An 18987-nucleotide genomic window follows, 5' to 3' on the forward strand; every position below is an offset into this window, starting at 1 on the left:
GATGAAGATTCCCGCCTACTACGGCTTCTGGCATCACCTCGGGGCCTGGCTGCTGAAGACCAGCTCCTGGCTGGTGCTGCTGTTTCTGATCCTGCCGATCCTGGTCATCGTGCCGCTGTCGTTCAACACCGAGCCGTTCTTCAGTTTTACCGAAGGCATGCTCACCCTGCAGCCCGAGGCCTATTCGCTGCGCTGGTACAGCGCCATCTTCAGTGACGACAAGTGGCTGCTGGCGATCAAAAACAGCTTTCTGATCGGCATCTTCGCCACCCTGATCGCCACCGTGCTCGGCACCTGCGCGGCAGTCGGCCTGGCCCGCGACGACATGCCCGCGCGCCGGCTGATCACCGCACTGCTGCTGTCGCCGATGATCGTGCCGCTGATCATCACCGCCGCCGGGATGTTCTTCTTCTATTCGGACCTGGGCCTGGCCGGCAACTACCTCGGGGTGATCATCGCCCACGCGGCCCTGGGCACGCCGTTCGTGATCATCACCGTCACCGCCACCCTCACCGGCTTCGACTACAGCCTGGCCCGCGCCGCGCTGAACCTGGGCGCCACGCCGCTGCGAGTGTTCTTCGACATCATCATGCCGCTGATCCGTCCTGGGGTGATTTCCGGCGCGCTGTTCGCCTTTATCACCTCGTTCGACGAGGTGGTGGTGATCCTGTTTATGGCCGGTCCACAGCAACGCACCATCCCCCGGCAGATGTTCTCGGGCCTGCGCGAGCAGATCAACCCGAGCATCCTGGCCATTGCCACCCTGCTGATTCTGGTGTCCATCGCCCTGCTGGTGACCATCGAACTGTTGCGCCGCCGCGCCGAACGCATGCGCGGTATCGAAGAGCTATAAGTAGGCCCCGACAACCCAGGTTGCCGGGGCCTCGTCTCAGTAGATCCGCAGGCTGAGTTCATCGGCGAAGGGAAAGCCGTTACTGCCCGACGTCTCGAAGCGCAGCTCTACTTCCACCGAAGTCGCCCCGGCCGGCACGCTGCCGTAGAGCTCACGGCTGAGCAACTGGCCGTCCCGCTCGGCAGCACTCAACGGCTCAGTGGCGAAAAAACGCCCGCCGTCGCGGAACGCATCTAGCCCGGGCCAGGTGCTGGCGGTCACCGCCTTGGGGTAGCCGCTCTCGGCCTTATCGGTAATCAGGTTGTAGCGGATGTATTCGCCGCCATTGAACAGATAAGCCACGCCACTGTTGCGCTTGACCGCCGCACTGATGCCCAGCGGCCACTGCTGCACCCCGGACCAAGTAGCTCCGGAGAGGCTCAGCGGATAGTTCTTGTCAGCTTTGTCGCCCAGGCTCAAGTTATAGCGCACATACTCGCCGTCCTTGAAAAAATACAGCTTGGAACCGTTGACCTCAAGCACGTCGTCGAGGTCGCGCGCGCCACCCGCCAGACGCTCAAGCCCTGGCCAGTTACCTACGATTGGCTTCGGGTAGCCACTGTCGACCCGATCATTGGCGATATCGAAGCGCACATACTGCTCGCCCTTGAAGAAGTAGGCCTTACCGTTGCCGGCGTTGAACGCCGCATCGATATCGCGGGCGCCGCCGGCGAAACCATCGAGACCGATCCAATTGCCGGCAATCGACTTGGGATAACCCGGATCGACACGGTCGCTGCGGTAGTTATAGCGGTAGTACTGATCACCGGCGAAGAAATACCCAGTGTCGTCATTCCAGTACAGCGAACTGCGTTTCTGCTCGCTGCGAAAACGCAACAGTACCCGAGCGTCATGGCGGCTGCCTGCGCTGGCGCCCAGTTGCGCATTGAGCAGGAACGGTCTCCCTGCGGCGTCGGCCGGCAGTTCGATGCGCTGGGTCAGCGAACCCTTGCCCTGACCGACGAACAACTGCCCCTGGCCACTCGGCAGCTCTGCGCGCGCACCGTAGTGCATCACCGTCTGTAGGCCACCCTTGGTCCAACCGGCGATGTCAGGGTCATAGTCGAGGTCGCTGTGGGCCACACCGTACTCGGCGCCCGGGTTGCCCAGAAGGTTCTGACCGAAGGCGAATGTGCGGGCTTGTGGGTGTAGCCGCGAGCGGCCGTCGAGATCCAACCCCTGAGTCGACACCCCTAGGTGCTCGAACAGCGTCGGCAGCACATCGACCTGGCGCAGCGGTTCACGCAGCGTGTTGCGCCCTAGGGCCGGAATCCCGGCACCGCTCATCACCACCGCGACCTTACGGTGCTCCGGGCGGTTGCCGCCATGCCCGGTGCTGGAGCCACCGTGGTCAGTGCTTACGATGATCAGCCAGTTTTCCTCAGCGTAGCTGGGCCGCGCCTCAATGGCCTGCAAAAGCCGACCAAGCTCGGCGTCGGCACGGTCCATGGCCTGGATGTACTGTGGCGTATCGGAATGAAAGCCATAGCCGTGGCCAGCCTCGTCGACGCCATAGAAATAAGTGCTGAGCACATCGAGGTCGGCACGGTTACGCAGCCAGTCTTCGGCCTGGGCGAACAACACCGGGTCGTTGGCTTCCGGGCCGTCAAACTTGAGGTCAGCCTGTGGTTGCATCTGGCTGTACAGGGGCTCCCAGTTGTAGGCATAGGCAGTAACCAGCTGCGGTTTACGCTGCTCGATCAGACTGAGAAAGTGCGGATACTGGCCGTATTTCTTGCCGGCAAAGCTGTTGTCACGCACCCCGTGCTTGTCGCGCTCCACCCCCATAAATAGGGTTGACCAGCCGGGACCACTCATCGAGGTATCCGGTGCCCAACCGCCGTCGGTGTACACGCCATCGGCAATCAAACGCTCCAGGTTGACCATGTGCGCACTTGCAATGGCATCGGCCTTAAAGCCATCGATGCCAAAGAACAGCACCTTGTTGTTGCCGGCTTCGGCCTGGGCGGTCAGCAGGCTGGCGGCGGTAAACGCCAATAGGCCCCCCACGGTTTTCGTTGCAGTCATGTCGCTTCCTTAGATTGTTGTAGATAAGGTTGGCCGAGACAGACGGCAGGCTTGCCTCACGCTGGCCTATACCAGCGCGTCCTGATTGCGCAGACATGACAGCCGCGGCGATGCCGATGAATCTTTGATGACCGAGCGGTCTTTCGCGCGCCCGCGCACAGAAATGCTTGCCCCTGCGCGCACCGCGCCACCACCTGGCCTTTCGCCCCGAGGAACCTGCGATTAGAATCGGCATTCTCCTGCCATATCCTAGGCGGACTTGTAGCCCAGCCACGCCAGCGCCCACCCCGCGCCAGGCAGCGCCCCGGCCCGACAAATGCGCACTTGCGTTTGCCTTGGGCCTGAACCCGGCTCAACATACGCATCAACAGCCCGTTGCCCGCACAGCGTTATCGCCTGTGCATGCGTGACCTGAATAGCCTTTGCAGGATTGACCGCCATGCCTGACTACCGCTCGAAGACCTCCACCCACGGCCGCAATATGGCCGGCGCTCGCGCCCTGTGGCGCGCCACAGGGATGAAGGACGAAGACTTCAAGAAGCCGATCATCGCCATCGCCAACTCCTTCACCCAGTTCGTGCCCGGCCACGTGCACCTGAAGGACATGGGCCAGCTGGTTGCCCGCGAGATCGAGAAACACGGCGGCGTGGCCAAGGAATTCAACACCATCGCGGTCGACGACGGCATCGCCATGGGCCACGACGGTATGCTCTATTCGCTGCCGAGCCGCGAGATCATCGCCGACTCCGTCGAGTACATGGTCAACGCCCACTGCGCCGACGCCATTGTCTGTATCTCCAACTGCGACAAGATCACCCCCGGCATGCTACTGGCCTCGTTGCGCCTGAATATCCCGGTGATCTTCGTTTCCGGCGGGCCGATGGAAGCCGGTAAAACCAAGCTGGCCAGCCACGGTCTGGACTTGGTCGACGCCATGGTCATCGCCGCCGACGATTCGGCCAGTGACGAAAAAGTCGCCGAGTACGAGCGCAGCGCCTGCCCGACCTGCGGCAGCTGCTCCGGCATGTTTACCGCCAACTCGATGAACTGCCTGATGGAAGCCTTGGGCCTGGCCCTGCCGGGTAACGGTTCGACCCTGGCCACCCACAGCGACCGCGAACAGCTGTTCCTGCAAGCCGGGCGCACAGCCGTCGAGCTGTGCAAACGCTACTACGGCGAAGGTGACGCCTCGGTGCTGCCGCGCAGCATCGCCAACTTCAAGGCGTTCGAGAACGCCATGACTCTGGACATCGCCATGGGTGGTTCAACCAACACCATCCTGCACCTGCTGGCCGCCGCCCAGGAAGGCGAAGTCGATTTCGACCTGCGCGATATCGACCGCCTGTCGCGCAAGGTTCCGCAGCTGTGCAAAGTCGCGCCGAACATCCAGAAGTACCATATGGAAGACGTGCACCGCGCTGGTGGCATCTTCTCCATCCTCGGCTCGCTGGCCCGTGGCGGCCTGCTGCACACCGACCTGCCGACCGTACACAGCAAGACCATGGCCGAGGCCATTGCCAAATGGGACATCACCCAGACCGACGATGAAGCCGTACATACCTTCTTCCGTGCAGGCCCGGCCGGCATCCCGACGCAGACCGCATTCAGCCAGAGCACCCGCTGGGACACCGTGGATAACGACCGTGAAAACGGCTGCATCCGCAGCGTCGAGCATGCGTACTCGCAAGAAGGCGGCCTGGCCGTGCTCTACGGCAATATCGCCCTCGACGGCTGCGTGGTGAAAACCGCCGGTGTGGATGAGTCCATCCATGTCTTCGAAGGCAGCGCGAAAATTTTCGAAAGCCAGGACAGCGCCGTGCGCGGCATCCTCGCCGACGAAGTGCAGGCCGGCGATATCGTCATCATCCGCTACGAAGGCCCGAAAGGCGGCCCGGGCATGCAGGAAATGCTCTATCCGACTTCTTATCTGAAGTCCAAGGGCCTGGGCAAAGCCTGCGCCCTGCTCACCGACGGCCGCTTCTCCGGCGGCACCTCGGGCCTGTCGATCGGCCACGCCTCGCCGGAAGCCGCCGCGGGCGGTGCCATCGGCCTGGTGCGCGAAGGCGACAAGATCCTGATCAATATCCACGAGCGCTCGATCAACCTGCTGATCAGCGATGAAGAGCTGGCCGCACGCCGCGTGGAACAGGACAAGAAAGGCTGGAAGCCGGTGGAAGTACGCCCGCGCAAAGTCACCACAGCGCTCAAGGCCTACGCCCTGCTCGCCACCAGCGCCGACAAGGGCGCGGTGCGCGACAAGGCGTTACTGGAAAAACTGGTGCCCTAAGCCAGTCGCTGTAAACAAAAGCCCGGCTGAGTGCCGGGCTTTTTTGTTTTCAGCTAACGCCCATATAACGCCCGGCGCGGTGGTTGATCGCCAACACCATATTCAGCGCCAGTGCGCCGAGGATCGACAGCGCCACCTTGTCCAGCGGTACGACCATGACCGCGCCCAGCACGATCAGCACATCGATGCCCATCTGCACCTTGCCGGCGCGCAGGCCGAAACGCTCCTGCAGGTACAGCGCGAGGATATTCACCCCGCCGAGGCTGGCGCGGTGGCGGAACAGCATCAGCAGCCCCAGGCCCATGGCAAAGCCACCAAACAGCGCGGCATAAATCACGTTGAGGTGAGTGAAGCCGATCCACTGCGGCGTCAATTCAGCCAGCAGCGAGACCATCCCCACCGCGCAGAAGGTGCGCAGGGTGAACGGCCAGCCCATGCGCCAGATGGCCAGGGCATAGAACGGCAGGTTGAGCAGAAAGAACACCACACCGAAGGGCCAGCCGAGCAGGTACTTCATCAGAAAAGCCAAGCCCACGGTGCCGCCCGTGAGCAAGCCCGCCTGGCTGTAGAGGGTAATCCCCAGCGCCACCATGGCGGTGCCCAGCAGCAGCGCCAGGCCATCTTCCCAGAGGGGGTGGCGAATAAAGATCGCGGCAATACGATCCGGCTCGGCGTGATCGGTATCAGCGTCATGCATGGGGAACAACCTGTAGAGGGCAAACGACATAGACAGCGTAGCGGCCAGCAAGACACGCCTTGCATGGATTAACGCTGCACAACAATGACGCGCAGGGTGACACGCCGTAGCGGCGCCCACCCTGGCGGAGATCAATGCAGCGCGGGAAAACTCAGCCCGGACGGGCTATTTGCGATCCCACACCTCAAACACGTAGCCGGGGGTTTCCAGACCCTCCATGTGTTCGATGGCGGAAGACAGGTGCCAGTCAGCCTCGGCCACTTCGGGGAAATAGGCATCGCCCTGGGGGCTGATGCCTACGCGGGTCAGGTACAGGCGTTCGGCCTGAGCCAGGCCCAGCTCGTACAGCTGCGCGCCGCCGATCAGCATCAGCTCCTCGGCATCTTCCTCGCGCGCCCAGACCTCGGCACGCTCCAGTGCGGCGTCGAGACTGGCGAACACTTCCGCGCCCTCCAGTTGCAAACCAAGCTGACGGCTGACCACCAGATTAAGTCGGCCCGGCAAGGGCCGGCCGAGGGAATCCCAGGTCTTGCGGCCCATGATGATCGGCTTGCCCAAGGTCAGCGCCTTGAAGTGCTTGAGGTCCGCCGGCAGATGCCAGGGCAGTTGGTTATCGCGGCCGATCACGCGGTTTTCCGCGAGGGCGGCGATCATGCAGAGAGGCAGGGGATTTTTCATAGGCGCGAGAATACCGCCTGCGTGGCGATCATTGAAGCCTTCCCTCAGAACCGGTTCACCGTTCAGCTCGCTTACCCATCCTGGCGCTTACCCACCACACGGTTGCGCCCCTGCTCCTTGGCCAGGTAGAGCGCGACATCTGCCAGGCGCAAGGCATCGACCAGGCTCTGATGCGGCTGCGGGGTGAGGTAGGCCATGCCGATGCTCAGCGTGACCACGCCGGCGGCATCCGAGTGAGCATGCGTCAGACCCAGGGCTTCGATGGCGCTGCGAATGTCCTGCAGAATCGCCAGCAGTTGCGCTTCCTCCAGGCCATACCAGACGCCGACAAACTCTTCACCGCCATAACGCGCCGCGCAATCCAGCGGCCGCCGGGCATACTCGCCGACCACCCGCGCCACCTGGCGCAACGCCTCATCACCGGCCGCGTGGCCATAGTGGTCGTTGTAACGCTTGAAGAAGTCGACATCCATCATCACCACGCCCAGCGCCTGTTTTTCCCGTTGTGCCTGACGCCAGCTACGTTCGGCACGCTCGGTAAAGGCGCGGCGATTGAGCAGCCCAGTGAGGAAGTCTTTCTCGGCCAAGTCCTGCAGCAGGCCATGGGCGAGGAAATTCTGCCGCGTGGCATATTCGAGTGAGTAGCAGCCCACCGAACCGATGATGTTGGCCAGGGCGAGAAACAAGGCATTGTTCAGCAGCGTCTCGCCCGCCAGACCAACGCTCAACTCCACCGCCAGATATGCCACGAGAGTCCACCAGCCGCACAGCACGGCCGTGGTAAAGCGCAGCCCCGTAAGGAAGTAGAAGAACACCGTGACCAGGATGATGCCCTCATAGGGCAACGCAAAACCGTGATAGCGGGCCAGGCCGATGATTCCCGCCACAGCCAGGCCGGAGAGCAACGCCACGATGCCGCCGATCAGCTGCAGATGATCACGCAAGCCCGGTCGGTAGGTGGCCAGCCAGGCCAGCAACAGCATCGGCTGGATTACCCCAAGGCGCAGGGCGAGTATGCGACCGCGCAGCGGGTCCGGCAGATTGATCGCATCCAGCAGGACAAACAGCAACGCCAGCAGCGTGGCCACCAGCAATGACCAGCGCATACGGCGCAGGAACACGTTGGCGTGATAACGCTTGAACGCCTGCTCCAGCTCATCGTCAAAACTCAGCGCGCGAAAGCCCTGCTGATGCTGACGCAGGTACGGCGAATCCTGACTGACCCACTCAAGGTGCGGTAACTTCACGATGGCACTCGCTTTTATTGTTATGCGTGCAGAGGCGGCTGAGCGAAGCACTCGGCAACCCGCTGGCCACAGCCTAGCCGGACTGGCCACAGGAGTACACGCGTGCGCCGCTGTGCCATGTGCAAGCTGCTGCGGTTATGCTCTGGTTTCCACTCGTTTATGGAACACCGCGTGAGCCCACTCGATAAACCCACGCCCAGCCGCCTGCAGCGCCTCTGGCTCAGTGAAACCATCCGCCTGCGCGAGGAACATGCCGGTCCGCTGGAGGACAGCGAAGCCAACCGCCGCGCCCAGGCCAAAGGCGGCGCACTCGGCGAACGCATCCAGACCCGCGCCTGGCTGCTGGGCGAACGCGACGGCCAGGTGCAGGCGCTGCAGCACTGGCTACAGGGCGCACGGCTGGCCGGGTTGCTGCTGGTACTGCTGGCCATCCTCAGCGGCAGTGGCTTGGCAGTGGCTGCTTTGGGCGATGGTTTGCGTCCGGTCAATGTGTTCTGGGCCCTGGGCAGCCTGCTCGGGCTGAACCTGCTTCTGCTGCTGGTTTGGGCGCTGGGGCTGCTGCTAAGCCGTGACAGCGCCGGCGCCCTCGGCCATCTGTGGTTATGGCTGAGCGCCAAGCTGGCCCGCGATGCCCAGGCCGCCCAACTGGCCCCTGCCCTGCTGCTGATGTTGCAACGTCAGCGCCTCAGTCGTTGGGGCCTGGGCGTGCTGGTGCAGGGCTTCTGGCTGCTGACGTTGCTTACCGCACTCCTGACCTTGCTGGCCCTGTTGGCCACCCGCCGTTACGGCTTTGTCTGGGAAAGCACCCTGCTCGGCGGCGACAGCTTTATCGCGATGACTCAGGCCATCGGCAGCCTGCCGGCGCTGCTCGGCTTCAGCCTGCCGGATGCTGAACTGATCCGCGCCAGCGGCGACAGCGCCCTGGCCAACGAAAGCGCGCGGCTAAGCTGGGCCGGCTGGCTGGTGGGCGTGCTTGTGGTCTACGGCATACTGCCGCGCCTGGGCCTATTGCTGCTCTGCCTATGGCGATGGCGCCGGGACTACGCGGCGCTGAGCCTGGACCTCAGCCTGCCGGGCTACAGCCTGCTGCGCGAGCGCCTGCAACCGAGCAGCGAACGCCTCGGCGTGTGCGACGCCGCGCCGGCGCAACTGCACCAACCGCAGGCCGGCAGCCAGGCTGAAGAAAGTCACGGCGCGCTGCTGGTAGCAGTCGAGCTGGATCCACAACGTAGCTGGCCACCCGCTTTACCCAAGAACGTCGGCGATGCCGGGGTGGTCGACAGCCGCGAACAGCGCAACCAGCTGCTCGACCAGCTCAACCGCTTCCCGCCGGCACGCCTGCTGATTGCCTGTGACCCACGCCGCTCGCCGGATCGTGGCAGCCTGGCACTGCTCGGTGAACTGGCGCGCAGCGCAGCCGCCACACGGATCTGGTTACTGCCACCGCCACCCGGTGAAGCCCTCGACAGCGCGCGCCTGGGCGACTGGCACCATGCACTGGAGCAACTGCAGCTGAGCTACAGCGACAGTGCGCCGTTTAGCTGGCTGGAGCATGGCCATGACTAAAGCCCTCGCGCTGGCCGTGGTCGGCCACACCAATGTCGGCAAGACCTCGCTGCTGCGCACGCTGACCCGCGACGTCGGCTTCGGCGAGGTGTCCCATCGCCCCAGCACCACCCGCCACGTCGAAGGCGCACGGCTGTCGGTGGACGGCGAGGCGCTGCTGGAGCTGTACGACACCCCCGGCCTGGAAGACGCCATCGCCCTGCTGGATTATCTGGAACGCCTGGACCGCCCCGGCGAACGCCTGGATGGCCCTGCGCGGCTGACGCGCTTTCTCGACGGCAGCGAAGCGCGCCAGCGTTTCGAGCAGGAGGCCAAGGTACTGCGCCAGCTGCTGGCCTCGAACGCCGGACTCTATGTGATCGATGCGCGCGAACCGGTGCTGGCCAAGTACCGGGATGAACTGGCCGTGCTGGCCATGTGCGGCCGGCCTTTGCTGCCCGTACTGAATTTCGTCAGCAGCAGCCAACACCGCGAGCAGGACTGGCGCGATGCCCTCGCCCGCCTCGGCCTGCATGCCCTGGTGTGTTTCGACAGCGTCGCACCGCCGCTGGATGGCGAGCGGCGCCTGTACGACAGCCTGGCGCTGCTGCAGGAAAAGGCCCGAGCACAACTGCAGCGACTAATTGACGATCACCTGGCGCAACGCCAATTACGCAAGAGCAGCGGCGCGCGCCTGATCGCCGAACTGCTGCTGGACTGCGCCGCCTGCCGCCGTAGCGTGGCCGCGCATGCGGTGCTTGAACAGAGCGCCATCCGCGACCTGCATCAGACTATCCGGCAACGCGAACAACGCTGCGTGGAAGGCCTACTGCGTTTGTATGCCTTCCGTCAGGACGACGCCAAGGCCGGCGAACTGCCATTGCTCGACGGCCGTTGGGGCGACGACCTGTTCAACCCGGAAACCCTCAAACAGCTCGGCATCAATATCGGCGGCGGCATGGCGGCAGGCGCGGCCACCGGCGTAGGCGTCGATCTGCTGGTGGGCGGCATTACTCTGGGCGCGGCGGCGCTTATCGGCGCCGTGCTCGGCGGCAGCGCACAGACCCTGCGCGGCTATGGCGCGCGGCTGAAAGGCAAACTCAAGGGCCAGCGCGAGCTCACCCTGGACGACGCCGTGCTGCGCCTGCTCGCCCTGCGTCAGCAGCTGTTACTGCAAGCGCTGGAAGCCCGTGGCCATGCTGCGGTCGAGGCAATCAAGCTGAGTACCCCACAGGACACCAGCTGGCGCGAAGGCAAACTGCCGGACGCCCTGCACAAGGCCCGCGCCCACCCGGAATGGTCATCGCTTAACCCCAATGCACAACTGGAAGACGGCGAGCGCCAGGAGCAGGTGCAGCAGTTGGCGGCAGAATTGCTCTAGCCGTTTTCAGATGTCGCGGCTAAAGCCCCTCCCACATGGACAGCATCTATCCGTGGGAAGGGCCGGGCGGCGCTCCGCTTTAGCTGCGAATCAAACAGCGCAGATCAGACCGCAACAGGCGCCGGGATATGCGGATGCGCCTGATAACCGACCAGCTCGAAATCTTCGAACTTGAAGGCCAACAGGTCTTTCACCTCGGGGTTGAGCTTCATGGTCGGCAGCGGCAGCGGCTCGCGGCTCAGCTGCAGATCGGTTTGCTCGATATGGTTGGCGTACAGGTGGCAGTCGCCGCCGGTCCAGATAAAGTCACCTGGTTGCAGGCCGCAGACCTGGGCCACCATCAGCGTCAGCAAGGCGTAGCTGGCAATGTTGAACGGCACACCGAGGAATATATCCGCCGAGCGCTGGTACAGCTGGCAGCTGAGCTTGCCGTCAGCCACGTAGAACTGGAACAGCGCGTGGCACGGCGGCAGGGCCATCTGCTCAACCAGTGCCGGGTTCCAGGCCGAGACGATCAAACGGCGCGAGTCCGGGTTGTTCTTGATCATCTCGATCAGCTTGCTGATCTGGTCGATCGACTCGCCGTTCGGCGCCGGCCAGCTGCGCCACTGGTAGCCATAAACTGGTCCGAGGTCGCCGTTTTCGTCGGCCCACTCGTCCCAGATGCGCACGCCGTTGTCCTTCAGGTATTTGATGTTGGTGTCGCCCTGGAGGAACCACAGCAGCTCGTGAATGATGGACTTCAGGTGGCACTTCTTGGTGGTCACCAGCGGGAAGCCGTCGGCCAGGTTGAAGCGCATCTGATGGGCAAAAATGCTGTAGGTGCCGGTGCCGGTACGGTCCTGCTTGAAGGTGCCGGTCTCGCGCACCAGGCGCATCAGGTCGAGGTACTGTTTCATTGTACGGCCTCCTGCGCCGCCTGGCGTTTGTAGGCGTAGGCAATCAGACCCAGGCCGCCGAGGATCATCGGCACGCAGAGGATCTGGCCCATGGTCAGCCAGCCGCCGGCCAGGTAACCGAGCTGGGCATCCGGTACGCGGACGAATTCAACGATAAAGCGGAAGATCCCGTAGCACATGGCAAACATGCCGGACACGGCCATGGTCGGCCGCGGTTTGCGCGAGTAGAACCAGAGGATGGCGAACAGCGCCACACCTTCCAGAGCGAACTGGTACAGCTGCGAAGGGTGGCGCGCCAGTTGCTGCGGATCGGTGGGGAAGATCATCGCCCACGGCACGTCGGTGGCCTTGCCCCACAGTTCGGCATTGATAAAGTTGCCGATACGCCCGGCACCCAGGCCGATCGGCACCAGCGGCGCGATAAAGTCCATCAGTTCGAAGAAACTCTTGTTGTTGCGCTTGCCAAACCACCAGGTAGCGAGCATTACGCCGATCAAGCCGCCGTGGAACGACATACCGCCTTCCCAGATACGCAGCATGCGCACCGGCTCAGCGATATAGGCGGCCAGATCGTAAAACAGCACATAACCGAGACGGCCACCGAGGATCACCCCCATGGCCACCCAGAACACCAGGTCGGAGAGTTTCTCCTTGTTCCAGGTCGGCGCAAAGGCGTTGACCCGGCGCGAGGCCAGCCACCAGGCGCCGCCGATGCCGATCAGGTACATCAGGCCGTACCAATGGATTTTCAGCGGGCCAAGGGCCAGTGCAACCGGGTCGATCTGCGGGTAAGGCAGCATCAAAAACTCCTTAGATCAGGAAACTTAAGCCCACGCTAAACAGCAGCAGGGCAAACAGACGCTTGAGCAGGCGCGGCGACAGCTTGTGCGCCAGGCGTGCGCCAACGCGGGCAAAGTACATGCTGGGAATCGCAATCCCCAGCAGCGCCGGCAGGTAGACAAAACCCAGACTCCACTCCGGCAGCGCGGGTTTATCCCAGCCCAGCCAGATAAAACTCAGGGCACTGGCTATGGCAATCGGCAAGCCACAAGCCGAAGAAGTAGCCACCGCCTGCTGCATAGGCACGCTGCGCCAGGTCAGAAACGGCACCGTCAGCGAACCGCCACCAATCCCGAAAATCGCCGAAGCCCAACCAATCACGCCACCGGCCAGGGTCAGTGCTGGCTTGCCTGGGACAGTGCGGCTGGCTTTGGGTTTCAGTTCCAGGGCCATCTGCACGGCAATAATAATTGCGAACACGCCGATGATCTTTTGCAGCAATGGCCCCTGAATCGCCGCCGCAGTGATTGCGCCTAGCCCCGCGCCCAGCAGAATCCCCAGGGTCATCCAGGCAAATACCGGCCACAGCACCGCGCCTTTACGCTGATGCTCAAGCACCGAATTGATCGAGGTGAAGATAATGGTCGCCAGCGAAGTGCCCACTGCCAGATGCGTCAGAATCACCGGATCAAAGCCCTGTGCAGCAAAACTCAGGACCAGCACCGGCACGATGATAATGCCGCCACCCACGCCAAATAACCCGGCAAGCGTTCCAGCTGCAGCCCCAAGGACCAAATACAGCAGCAGTTCCATCAGCACCCCCGCAAACAATCCGGCATGGTAACGGATGCACAGGGCCGGACTCTACTTTGGGCGATGGATGTCCGCCCTGGCTTTGCGTAAAGTGCCTTCCATCGCCTGTGGAATAGACCAACATGCGCCCGACCCTGTACCTGAAGCTGAGCTGCAATCAGATGCACCTGACGCATCTGCAAAGTGGCCGCGTGCTGCACCTGCAGGCCGACCCGGCATTCAGCAACCAGCGTCTGCTGGTAGCGGATTTTGCGGCGGCGCAGCAACTGCTGCAGCGCGGCGTCGAGGAAATCCTGCCCAAGCGTTTTCTGCGCCTGAGCCGACCGCCACAACTGCTGATTCAACCGCTGGAGCGCCTGGAAGGCGGCCTGTCACAGGTCGAAGAGCGCATCTTGCTGGAACTCGGCCTCGGCTGCGGCGCGCGCAAGGTGCGCCTACACCTGGGCCACGAACTGGACAACGCCGGCGTGCTGGCCAAGTTAAGGAGCTAACTCATGTGCCTGATCGTCCTGGCCTGGCGACCGGGCCATGCCCAGCCGCTGCTGCTGGCCGCCAACCGCGATGAATTCTATGAACGCCCCAGCCAACCGCTGGCCGAATGGCCCGATGTGCCAGGCGTGATCGCCGGACGCGATCTGCAGGCCGGCGGCACCTGGCTTGGCGTCGGCCCTGACGGGCGCTTTGCCGCCCTGACCAATATTCGTGACCCCGGCCAGGCTCAAGGCGGCCGCTCGCGGGGCGAGTTGCCGGTGGCCTTTCTCGCCGGCAGCCACAGCATCGAAGACTTTCTGCATCACCTGCACGAGCAGCGCCGCCACTACAGCGGCTTCAACCTGCTGCTCGGTGACAGCCAGCAACTCTGGCACTTCAATTCCCTCAACGGACGTGCCAAGCCGCTAGCGGAAGGCGTACACGGCCTGTCGAATGCCGATTTGGACACGCCATGGCCCAAGCTGCAACGGGCCAAGCAGGCACTGCACAACGGCTTGCATCAGCCGCATCCACAGATGCTGCTCAAGCTGTTGGCCGACCCCACCCGCGCGGCGGACGCTGAGCTGCCACAGACCGGCATCGGCCTGACCGGCGAACGCCTGCTGTCCAGCATATTTATTGCCAGCGTCACCTACGGCACCCGCGCCAGTACTGCATTGATCGTCAATGCCGACGGCAGCCGCGTGCTGGCCGAGCGCACGTTCGGCAGCAATGGCAACTGTTTGGGCGAAGTGGTTTTGCAGTGCTGACGCCGTTCAGTCGCCTCAGGCAGATTCGCTGAACCGGTCAAGGGTAAACAGCGGCGAGGCAATCGTCGGATCGTCGGCATCGGCCACCAGCAGCGGCCGACCATCGGCCTGAAAGGCCAACCCTTCGATCTTCACCACGGGCGTCAGGCGGCTCAGCTCGACGATAGCCAGCTGCGCATCGAGCCGTCCGAGCACGCTGCCGACGCAGGCTCCGTCCAGGTAGCTGGAGTCGGTAGCCTCTGCCGATGCCGTGAAATACAGCGCGCCACCGGGCGCCACGCTGAGGTCGGTGAGACTCAGTGGCACACCGTCCAGCTCCGGTAATTGCAGCGGCGCAATTCGCTGCAATGCGGCGGTGCTCAGTTGTCCATCCTGCAGATCGCGCAGCACCTGGGCCAGGTCGAGCAGCACCAGAGCATTTTCTCGGCCACGACCATTGCCGCGCTGCGCCAGCAGTAACTGTCCGCGGTAGATCACGCTGCCTTCAATATTCAGGTCCTGAAAGTGCCCAGCGAGCGCCTGGTACAAGGGGCTGAGGTCGATAACCCGCACAGTGTCGGCCTCAACCAGACAACCGCGACAGCGGCGCTCAGTGGAGCCCGAGCCCAGAGCCAACAGGCAGTCGCCTGGCAATGACAACAGTGCTTCGAAATCAGGTTTAGAACGCTTGCGCTGCTTGGCGTCGGTGGGCAACTCACCTGGCAGCAGCGCAAGCTCGGCCTGCCAGTCGCCATTCAGCTTGTAGCGCTGCAGCACCAGCGCATCGTCAGCTAGCACCCACAGATTCTGGCCCTGACAGACCAGTGCGCTGGCCGCTGACAAGCGCAGCGTAGCGAGTTGGCGCAGCTGCATAAAGTTATCCGCGAGGTTCAGCACGAGCGGCGTGCACTCACGCCTGGATATCCGACGCCGGATTGATCATCCGGCCCAGACCGAGGTTACGCAGGGCCAGTTGCAGGGTACTGTGGATCACCTGCGGGTTGTCGATGCTCATCACCTGGTCGAGCAATTCCTGGGCCTTGCCCATGCTGATCTGGCGTAGCAACCACTTCACCTTGGGCAGGTTGGTGGCGTTCATCGACAGGCCGTCGAAGCCCATGGCCATCAGCAACACGGCGCATGCCGGGTCACCGGCCATCTCGCCGCAGATACTCACCGGCTTGCCTTCGGCATGGGCGCCGGCCACCACCAGGCGCAGCGCTTGCAGCACCGCCGGGTGGAGGAAGTCGTAGAGGTCGGCGACGCGCGGATTGTTACGGTCCACGGCCAACAGGTATTGGGTCAGGTCATTCGAGCCGACCGAGAGGAAGTCGACCTGGCGTGCCAGCTCGCGCACCTGATAGACCGCCGCCGGAATCTCGATCATCACGCCGACCGGTGGCAGCGGCACGTCGGTGCCTTCGTCACGCACTTCGCCCCAGGCGCGGTGAATCAAGTGCAGCGCTTCTTCCAGCTCTTGAATGCCGGAAATCATCGGCAACAGGATGCGCAGGTTGTTCAGCCCTTCGCTGGCCTTGAGCATCGCGCGGGTCTGCACCAGGAAGATTTCCGGGTGGTCGAGGGTGACGCGGATGCCGCGCCAGCCGAGGAAGGGGTTGTCTTCCTTGATCGGGAAATAGCTCAGCGCCTTGTCACCGCCGATATCCAGGCTGCGCATGGTCACCGGCAGTGGGTGGAAAGCGGCCAGCTGCTCGCGATAAATCGCCAGCTGTTCCTTCTCGCTGGGGAAGCGCTCCTTGATCATAAAGGGCACTTCGGTGCGATACAGGCCAACACCTTCGGCACCGCGCTCCTGGGCACGTTTTACATCGGCGAGCAGACCGGTGTTGACCCACAACGGCATGCGGTGGCCGTCGAGGGTTTCGCAGGGCAAGGCACGCAGTGCGTCGAGGCCCTGAGCCAGCTGGCGCTCTTCCTCGACCACTTCGGCGTATTGCTTGCGCAACACGTCGCTGGGGTTGGTGAAGACCTCACCGTGGTAACCGTCGACGATCAGCTGAATGCCATCGATTTTCGAATACGGCAGATCGACTACGCCCATCACCGTAGGAATACCCATGGCGCGCGCGAAGATCGCCACATGCGAGTTGCCCGAGCCTTGCACCGAGACCAGACCGACCAGCTTGCCTTCCGGCACTTCGCCAAGCATCGCCGGCGACAGCTCTTCGCTGACCAGAATGCAGTTGTCCGGGTACACCAGAGTCTGCTGACGCGCCTGTTGCAGATAGGCCAACAGGCGCCGGCCGAGGTCCTTGACGTCGCTGGCGCGTTCGCGCAGGTAGGCGTCGTCCATCAGTTCAAAACGATTGATGTGCTCGCCAATCACCTGACGCAGCGCGCCCTGAGCCCACTGGCCGGTGCGGATGACCTTGACCACCTCGTTACCCAGGGCAGCGTCTTCCAGCATCATCAGGTAGACGTCGAACAGCGCGCGCTCTTCCGGGCGCAGCTGGGTGGCCATCTTCGCCGACAGCGCGCGCATATCGCTGCGCACGCCTTCCAGGGCGTTATTGAACAGGGTCAGCTCGGCGGCAATGTCGTCGACCGCCTTATCCGGCACTACTTCCAGATCGGCCGGCGGCAAGACCACCACCGCCGTGCCCACGGCCGCGCCGGGCGAGCCTGGGACGCCGATGAACTTGGCTTCCTGAATACCCTTGCCCTGCCGACCCAACCCGCGGATCGAGCCCGTGGCCTCGGCATGCGCGATAACCCCGGCAAGCTGGGCACTCATGGTCACCAGGAAGGCTTCTTCACCCTCGTCGAACTGGCGCTGTTCTTTCTGCTGGATGACCAATACACCCATCACCTTGCGGTGGTGAATGATCGGCGCACCGAGAAATGAGGCGTAACGCTCCTCACCGGTCTCGGCAAAGTAGCGGTAGCGCGGGTGTTCGGAGGCGTGCTCGAGGTTGAGCGGCTCTTCGCGGGTGCCAACCAGACCGACCAGCCCCTCGTTGGGCGCCATGCTGACCTTGCCGATGGCTTTCTTGTTCAAGCCCTCGGTAGCCATCAGCACAAAGCGATTGCTTTCCGGGTCGAGCAGGTAGACCGAGCAGACCTGGCTGCCCATGGCCTCGCGTACTCGCTGCACGATAATGCCCAGCGCCGCCTTGAGGTCCTTGGCGGCATTTACTTCCTGGACAATCTTGCGCAGCGTATTGAGCATGCTTGGCTCTAGCCTGTGTCAGTCGCGCGCCAAAAGGCGCGGAGCGAGTTCCTTGAGGGCGCGACGGTAAACCTCGCGCTTGAATGTCACCACCTGGCCCAGCGGGTACCAGTAACTGACCCAGCGCCAGCCGTCGAACTCCGGCTTACCGGTCAGGTCCATGCGCACGCGGTTCTCATCGCCAGTCAAACGCAGGAGGAACCACTTCTGTTTCTGCCCGATGCACAACGGTTGGCTGTGCGTGCGCACCAGGCGCTGGGGCAGACGATAACGCAACCAGCCCCGGGTGCAGGCGAGAATTTTCACATCCTGCTGTTCAAGGCCTACTTCTTCATTCAATTCGCGGTACAGCGCTTCTTCCGGCGACTCATGGTCATTGATCCCGCCCTGCGGGAACTGCCAAGCGTCCTGGTTTATCCGACGCGCCCACAGCACCTGGCCGACATCATTGGTCAGAATGATGCCGACATTCGGGCGAAAACCATCAGGATCGATCACGGCGCACAACCTCGTAAACGCATGTTTCGGCATTGTTCCACAAAGGCCGCGGCAGCAGCAACGCGAGCGGGGCGCGTAATAGGAATGACCTATAAAAGCCGTTATTCTGGCCGCCTTTTGTAGCTGGCAATCAAAGGTGCTCCCGTGCGTTTGGCTTTATTCGATCTCGACAACACCCTGCTCGGTGGCGACAGCGACCACGCCTGGGGCGATTACCTGTGTGAACGCGGCATCCTCGATGGCATCGCCTACAAGGCGCGCAACGATGACTTCTATCAGGACTACCTGGCCGGCCGCCTGAACATCACCGACTACCTGAATTTCAGCCTGGAAATCCTCGGTCGCACGGAAATGGCTCAGTTGGAGCAGTGGCACCGCGAGTTTATGCGCGATTGCGTCGAACCCATCATCCTCGCCAAGGGTGAAGCGCTGCTCGCCGAACACCGCAACGCCGGCGACAAACTGCTGATCATCACCGCCACCAATCGCTTCGTCACCGCACCGATTGCCGCACGCCTGGGCGTCGACACTCTGCTGGCCACCGAATGCGAAATGGCAGACGGCCGTTACACCGGACGCACCACCGACGTGCCGTGCTTCAAAGAAGGCAAGGTCACCCGCCTTAACCGCTGGCTGGCGGAAAGCGGCCTGAACCTTGATGACAGCTACTTCTACAGCGACTCAATGAACGACCTGCCACTGTTGGAGCAAGTCACCCACCCCTTCGCCGTCGATCCCGACCCGAAGCTGCGCGCCGAAGCCGAACAGCGCGGCTGGCCAGTGATCTCGCTACGCTAAATCCGCCACCATAAAAAACGCCGCCTGATCAGGC

General features: G+C 63.0%; 17 protein-coding genes. 7 read left to right on the forward strand and 10 right to left on the reverse strand.

Annotated features, from left to right (window positions below):
• The first annotated feature begins 1 nt into the window (after window position 1).
• Complete coding sequence (locus ACIN8IBEIGE_RS04695; RefSeq protein WP_160013633.1) at window positions 2-853, forward strand: ABC transporter permease; 852 nt, start codon at window positions 2-4, stop codon at window positions 851-853.
• Window positions 854-889: 36 nt separating this feature from the next.
• Here the strand turns inward: ACIN8IBEIGE_RS04695 and ACIN8IBEIGE_RS04700 are convergent, their stop codons facing one another.
• Entirely contained in the window at window positions 890-2920 is a 2031-nt protein-coding gene (locus ACIN8IBEIGE_RS04700; RefSeq protein ID WP_160013634.1) for a hemopexin repeat-containing protein, read from the reverse strand.
• Between the two features lie 439 nt (window positions 2921-3359).
• Between ACIN8IBEIGE_RS04700 and ilvD the strand changes: the two genes are divergently transcribed.
• On the forward strand, window positions 3360-5207 hold the full coding sequence (ilvD, locus tag ACIN8IBEIGE_RS04705) for a dihydroxy-acid dehydratase (protein WP_160013635.1): 1848 nt from the start codon (window positions 3360-3362) through the stop codon (window positions 5205-5207).
• Window positions 5208-5256: 49 nt separating this feature from the next.
• On the opposite strand, the gene ACIN8IBEIGE_RS04710 is transcribed toward ilvD, so the two are convergent.
• From ACIN8IBEIGE_RS04710 to ACIN8IBEIGE_RS04720, 3 genes are all read right to left on the reverse strand, one after another.
• Entirely contained in the window at window positions 5257-5904 is a 648-nt protein-coding gene (locus ACIN8IBEIGE_RS04710) for a YitT family protein (protein WP_160013636.1), read from the reverse strand.
• A gap of 165 nt (window positions 5905-6069) precedes the next feature.
• Window positions 6070-6582: a dihydrofolate reductase gene (locus ACIN8IBEIGE_RS04715; protein ID WP_178124326.1), complete on the reverse strand. Its 513-nt coding sequence runs from the start codon at window positions 6580-6582 to the stop codon at window positions 6070-6072.
• A gap of 71 nt (window positions 6583-6653) precedes the next feature.
• A complete protein-coding gene (locus ACIN8IBEIGE_RS04720) occupies window positions 6654-7829 on the reverse strand; it encodes a diguanylate cyclase (RefSeq protein ID WP_160013637.1) in 1176 nt (391 codons plus the stop codon).
• A gap of 171 nt (window positions 7830-8000) precedes the next feature.
• Between ACIN8IBEIGE_RS04720 and ACIN8IBEIGE_RS04725 the strand changes: the two genes are divergently transcribed.
• Complete coding sequence (locus tag ACIN8IBEIGE_RS04725; protein WP_256665035.1) at window positions 8001-9395, forward strand: DUF2868 domain-containing protein; 1395 nt, start codon at window positions 8001-8003, stop codon at window positions 9393-9395.
• A complete protein-coding gene (locus tag ACIN8IBEIGE_RS04730) occupies window positions 9388-10755 on the forward strand; it encodes a GTPase/DUF3482 domain-containing protein (protein WP_160013638.1) in 1368 nt (455 codons plus the stop codon). The genes ACIN8IBEIGE_RS04725 and ACIN8IBEIGE_RS04730 overlap by 8 nt, the downstream gene beginning before the upstream one ends.
• Window positions 10756-10859: 104 nt before the next feature.
• Here ACIN8IBEIGE_RS04730 and ACIN8IBEIGE_RS04735 read toward each other — a convergent pair whose 3' ends face one another.
• The 3 genes from ACIN8IBEIGE_RS04735 to ACIN8IBEIGE_RS04745 are packed head-to-tail and all read right to left on the reverse strand — an operon-like array spanning window position 10860 to window position 13247.
• Window positions 10860-11654, reverse strand: a complete 795-nt coding sequence (locus tag ACIN8IBEIGE_RS04735; RefSeq protein WP_160013639.1) for a thymidylate synthase — start codon at window positions 11652-11654, stop codon at window positions 10860-10862.
• Window positions 11651-12454, reverse strand: a complete 804-nt coding sequence (lgt, locus tag ACIN8IBEIGE_RS04740; protein ID WP_160013640.1) for a prolipoprotein diacylglyceryl transferase — start codon at window positions 12452-12454, stop codon at window positions 11651-11653. Before lgt ends, ACIN8IBEIGE_RS04735 begins: the two co-directional genes overlap by 4 nt.
• Before the next feature lie 10 nt (window positions 12455-12464).
• The gene (locus tag ACIN8IBEIGE_RS04745) at window positions 12465-13247 is read right to left on the reverse strand and encodes a sulfite exporter TauE/SafE family protein (protein WP_090380206.1); all 783 of its coding nucleotides are present in this window, start codon (window positions 13245-13247) and stop codon (window positions 12465-12467) included.
• 122 nt (window positions 13248-13369) lie between these two features.
• Between ACIN8IBEIGE_RS04745 and ACIN8IBEIGE_RS04750 the strand changes: the two genes are divergently transcribed.
• Together ACIN8IBEIGE_RS04750 and ACIN8IBEIGE_RS04755 are read left to right on the forward strand one after the other, a co-directional pair.
• Window positions 13370-13738, forward strand: a complete 369-nt coding sequence (locus ACIN8IBEIGE_RS04750) for a hypothetical protein (RefSeq protein WP_160013641.1) — start codon at window positions 13370-13372, stop codon at window positions 13736-13738.
• A 3-nt stretch (window positions 13739-13741) separates the two neighbouring features.
• Window positions 13742-14488 carry an NRDE family protein gene (locus ACIN8IBEIGE_RS04755; protein WP_160013642.1) on the forward strand — a complete coding sequence of 249 codons (747 nt, stop codon included), beginning with the start codon at window positions 13742-13744 and terminating at the stop codon, window positions 14486-14488.
• 15 nt (window positions 14489-14503) lie between these two features.
• Here the strand turns inward: ACIN8IBEIGE_RS04755 and ACIN8IBEIGE_RS04760 are convergent, their stop codons facing one another.
• Genes ACIN8IBEIGE_RS04760 through ACIN8IBEIGE_RS04770 form a run of 3 tightly spaced genes read right to left on the reverse strand, consistent with a single transcriptional unit; the run spans window position 14504 to window position 18155 of the window.
• The gene (locus tag ACIN8IBEIGE_RS04760) at window positions 14504-15340 is read right to left on the reverse strand and encodes a hypothetical protein (RefSeq protein WP_160013643.1); all 837 of its coding nucleotides are present in this window, start codon (window positions 15338-15340) and stop codon (window positions 14504-14506) included.
• Window positions 15341-15377: 37 nt separating this feature from the next.
• Complete coding sequence (gene ptsP / locus ACIN8IBEIGE_RS04765) at window positions 15378-17657, reverse strand: phosphoenolpyruvate--protein phosphotransferase (protein ID WP_160013644.1); 2280 nt, start codon at window positions 17655-17657, stop codon at window positions 15378-15380.
• Window positions 17658-17675: 18 nt separating this feature from the next.
• Window positions 17676-18155 (reverse strand): RNA pyrophosphohydrolase, encoded by a 480-nt coding sequence (locus ACIN8IBEIGE_RS04770; protein WP_090380193.1) that lies wholly within the window; start codon window positions 18153-18155, stop codon window positions 17676-17678.
• Window positions 18156-18299: 144 nt separating this feature from the next.
• Between ACIN8IBEIGE_RS04770 and ACIN8IBEIGE_RS04775 the strand changes: the two genes are divergently transcribed.
• The gene (locus ACIN8IBEIGE_RS04775; protein WP_160013645.1) at window positions 18300-18953 is read left to right on the forward strand and encodes an HAD family phosphatase; all 654 of its coding nucleotides are present in this window, start codon (window positions 18300-18302) and stop codon (window positions 18951-18953) included.
• The last annotated feature ends 34 nt before the right edge of the window (window positions 18954-18987 follow it).

It is taken from the genome of Pseudomonas sp. 8BK, from assembly GCF_902506475.1.
GTDB classification, from domain to species: domain Bacteria; phylum Pseudomonadota; class Gammaproteobacteria; order Pseudomonadales; family Pseudomonadaceae; genus Aquipseudomonas; species Aquipseudomonas anguilliseptica.

What these genes read in the sequence shown, in the direction of transcription:
- ACIN8IBEIGE_RS04695 (WP_160013633.1), top strand. Translation starts at nt 2, where the DNA reads ATGAAGATTCCCGCCTACTACGGCTTCTGGCATCACCTCGGGGCCTGG.
- ACIN8IBEIGE_RS04700 (WP_160013634.1), bottom strand. Translation starts at nt 2,920, where the DNA reads ATGACTGCAACGAAAACCGTGGGGGGCCTATTGGCGTTTACCGCCGCC.
- ilvD (WP_160013635.1), top strand. Translation starts at nt 3,360, where the DNA reads ATGCCTGACTACCGCTCGAAGACCTCCACCCACGGCCGCAATATGGCC.
- ACIN8IBEIGE_RS04710 (WP_160013636.1), bottom strand. Translation starts at nt 5,904, where the DNA reads ATGCATGACGCTGATACCGATCACGCCGAGCCGGATCGTATTGCCGCG.
- ACIN8IBEIGE_RS04715 (WP_178124326.1), bottom strand. Translation starts at nt 6,582, where the DNA reads ATGAAAAATCCCCTGCCTCTCTGCATGATCGCCGCCCTCGCGGAAAAC.
- ACIN8IBEIGE_RS04730 (WP_160013638.1), top strand. Translation starts at nt 9,388, where the DNA reads ATGACTAAAGCCCTCGCGCTGGCCGTGGTCGGCCACACCAATGTCGGC.
- ACIN8IBEIGE_RS04735 (WP_160013639.1), bottom strand. Translation starts at nt 11,654, where the DNA reads ATGAAACAGTACCTCGACCTGATGCGCCTGGTGCGCGAGACCGGCACC.
- lgt (WP_160013640.1), bottom strand. Translation starts at nt 12,454, where the DNA reads ATGCTGCCTTACCCGCAGATCGACCCGGTTGCACTGGCCCTTGGCCCG.
- ACIN8IBEIGE_RS04745 (WP_090380206.1), bottom strand. Translation starts at nt 13,247, where the DNA reads ATGGAACTGCTGCTGTATTTGGTCCTTGGGGCTGCAGCTGGAACGCTT.
- ACIN8IBEIGE_RS04750 (WP_160013641.1), top strand. Translation starts at nt 13,370, where the DNA reads ATGCGCCCGACCCTGTACCTGAAGCTGAGCTGCAATCAGATGCACCTG.
- ACIN8IBEIGE_RS04755 (WP_160013642.1), top strand. Translation starts at nt 13,742, where the DNA reads ATGTGCCTGATCGTCCTGGCCTGGCGACCGGGCCATGCCCAGCCGCTG.
- ACIN8IBEIGE_RS04760 (WP_160013643.1), bottom strand. Translation starts at nt 15,340, where the DNA reads ATGCAGCTGCGCCAACTCGCTACGCTGCGCTTGTCAGCGGCCAGCGCA.
- ptsP (WP_160013644.1), bottom strand. Translation starts at nt 17,657, where the DNA reads ATGCTCAATACGCTGCGCAAGATTGTCCAGGAAGTAAATGCCGCCAAG.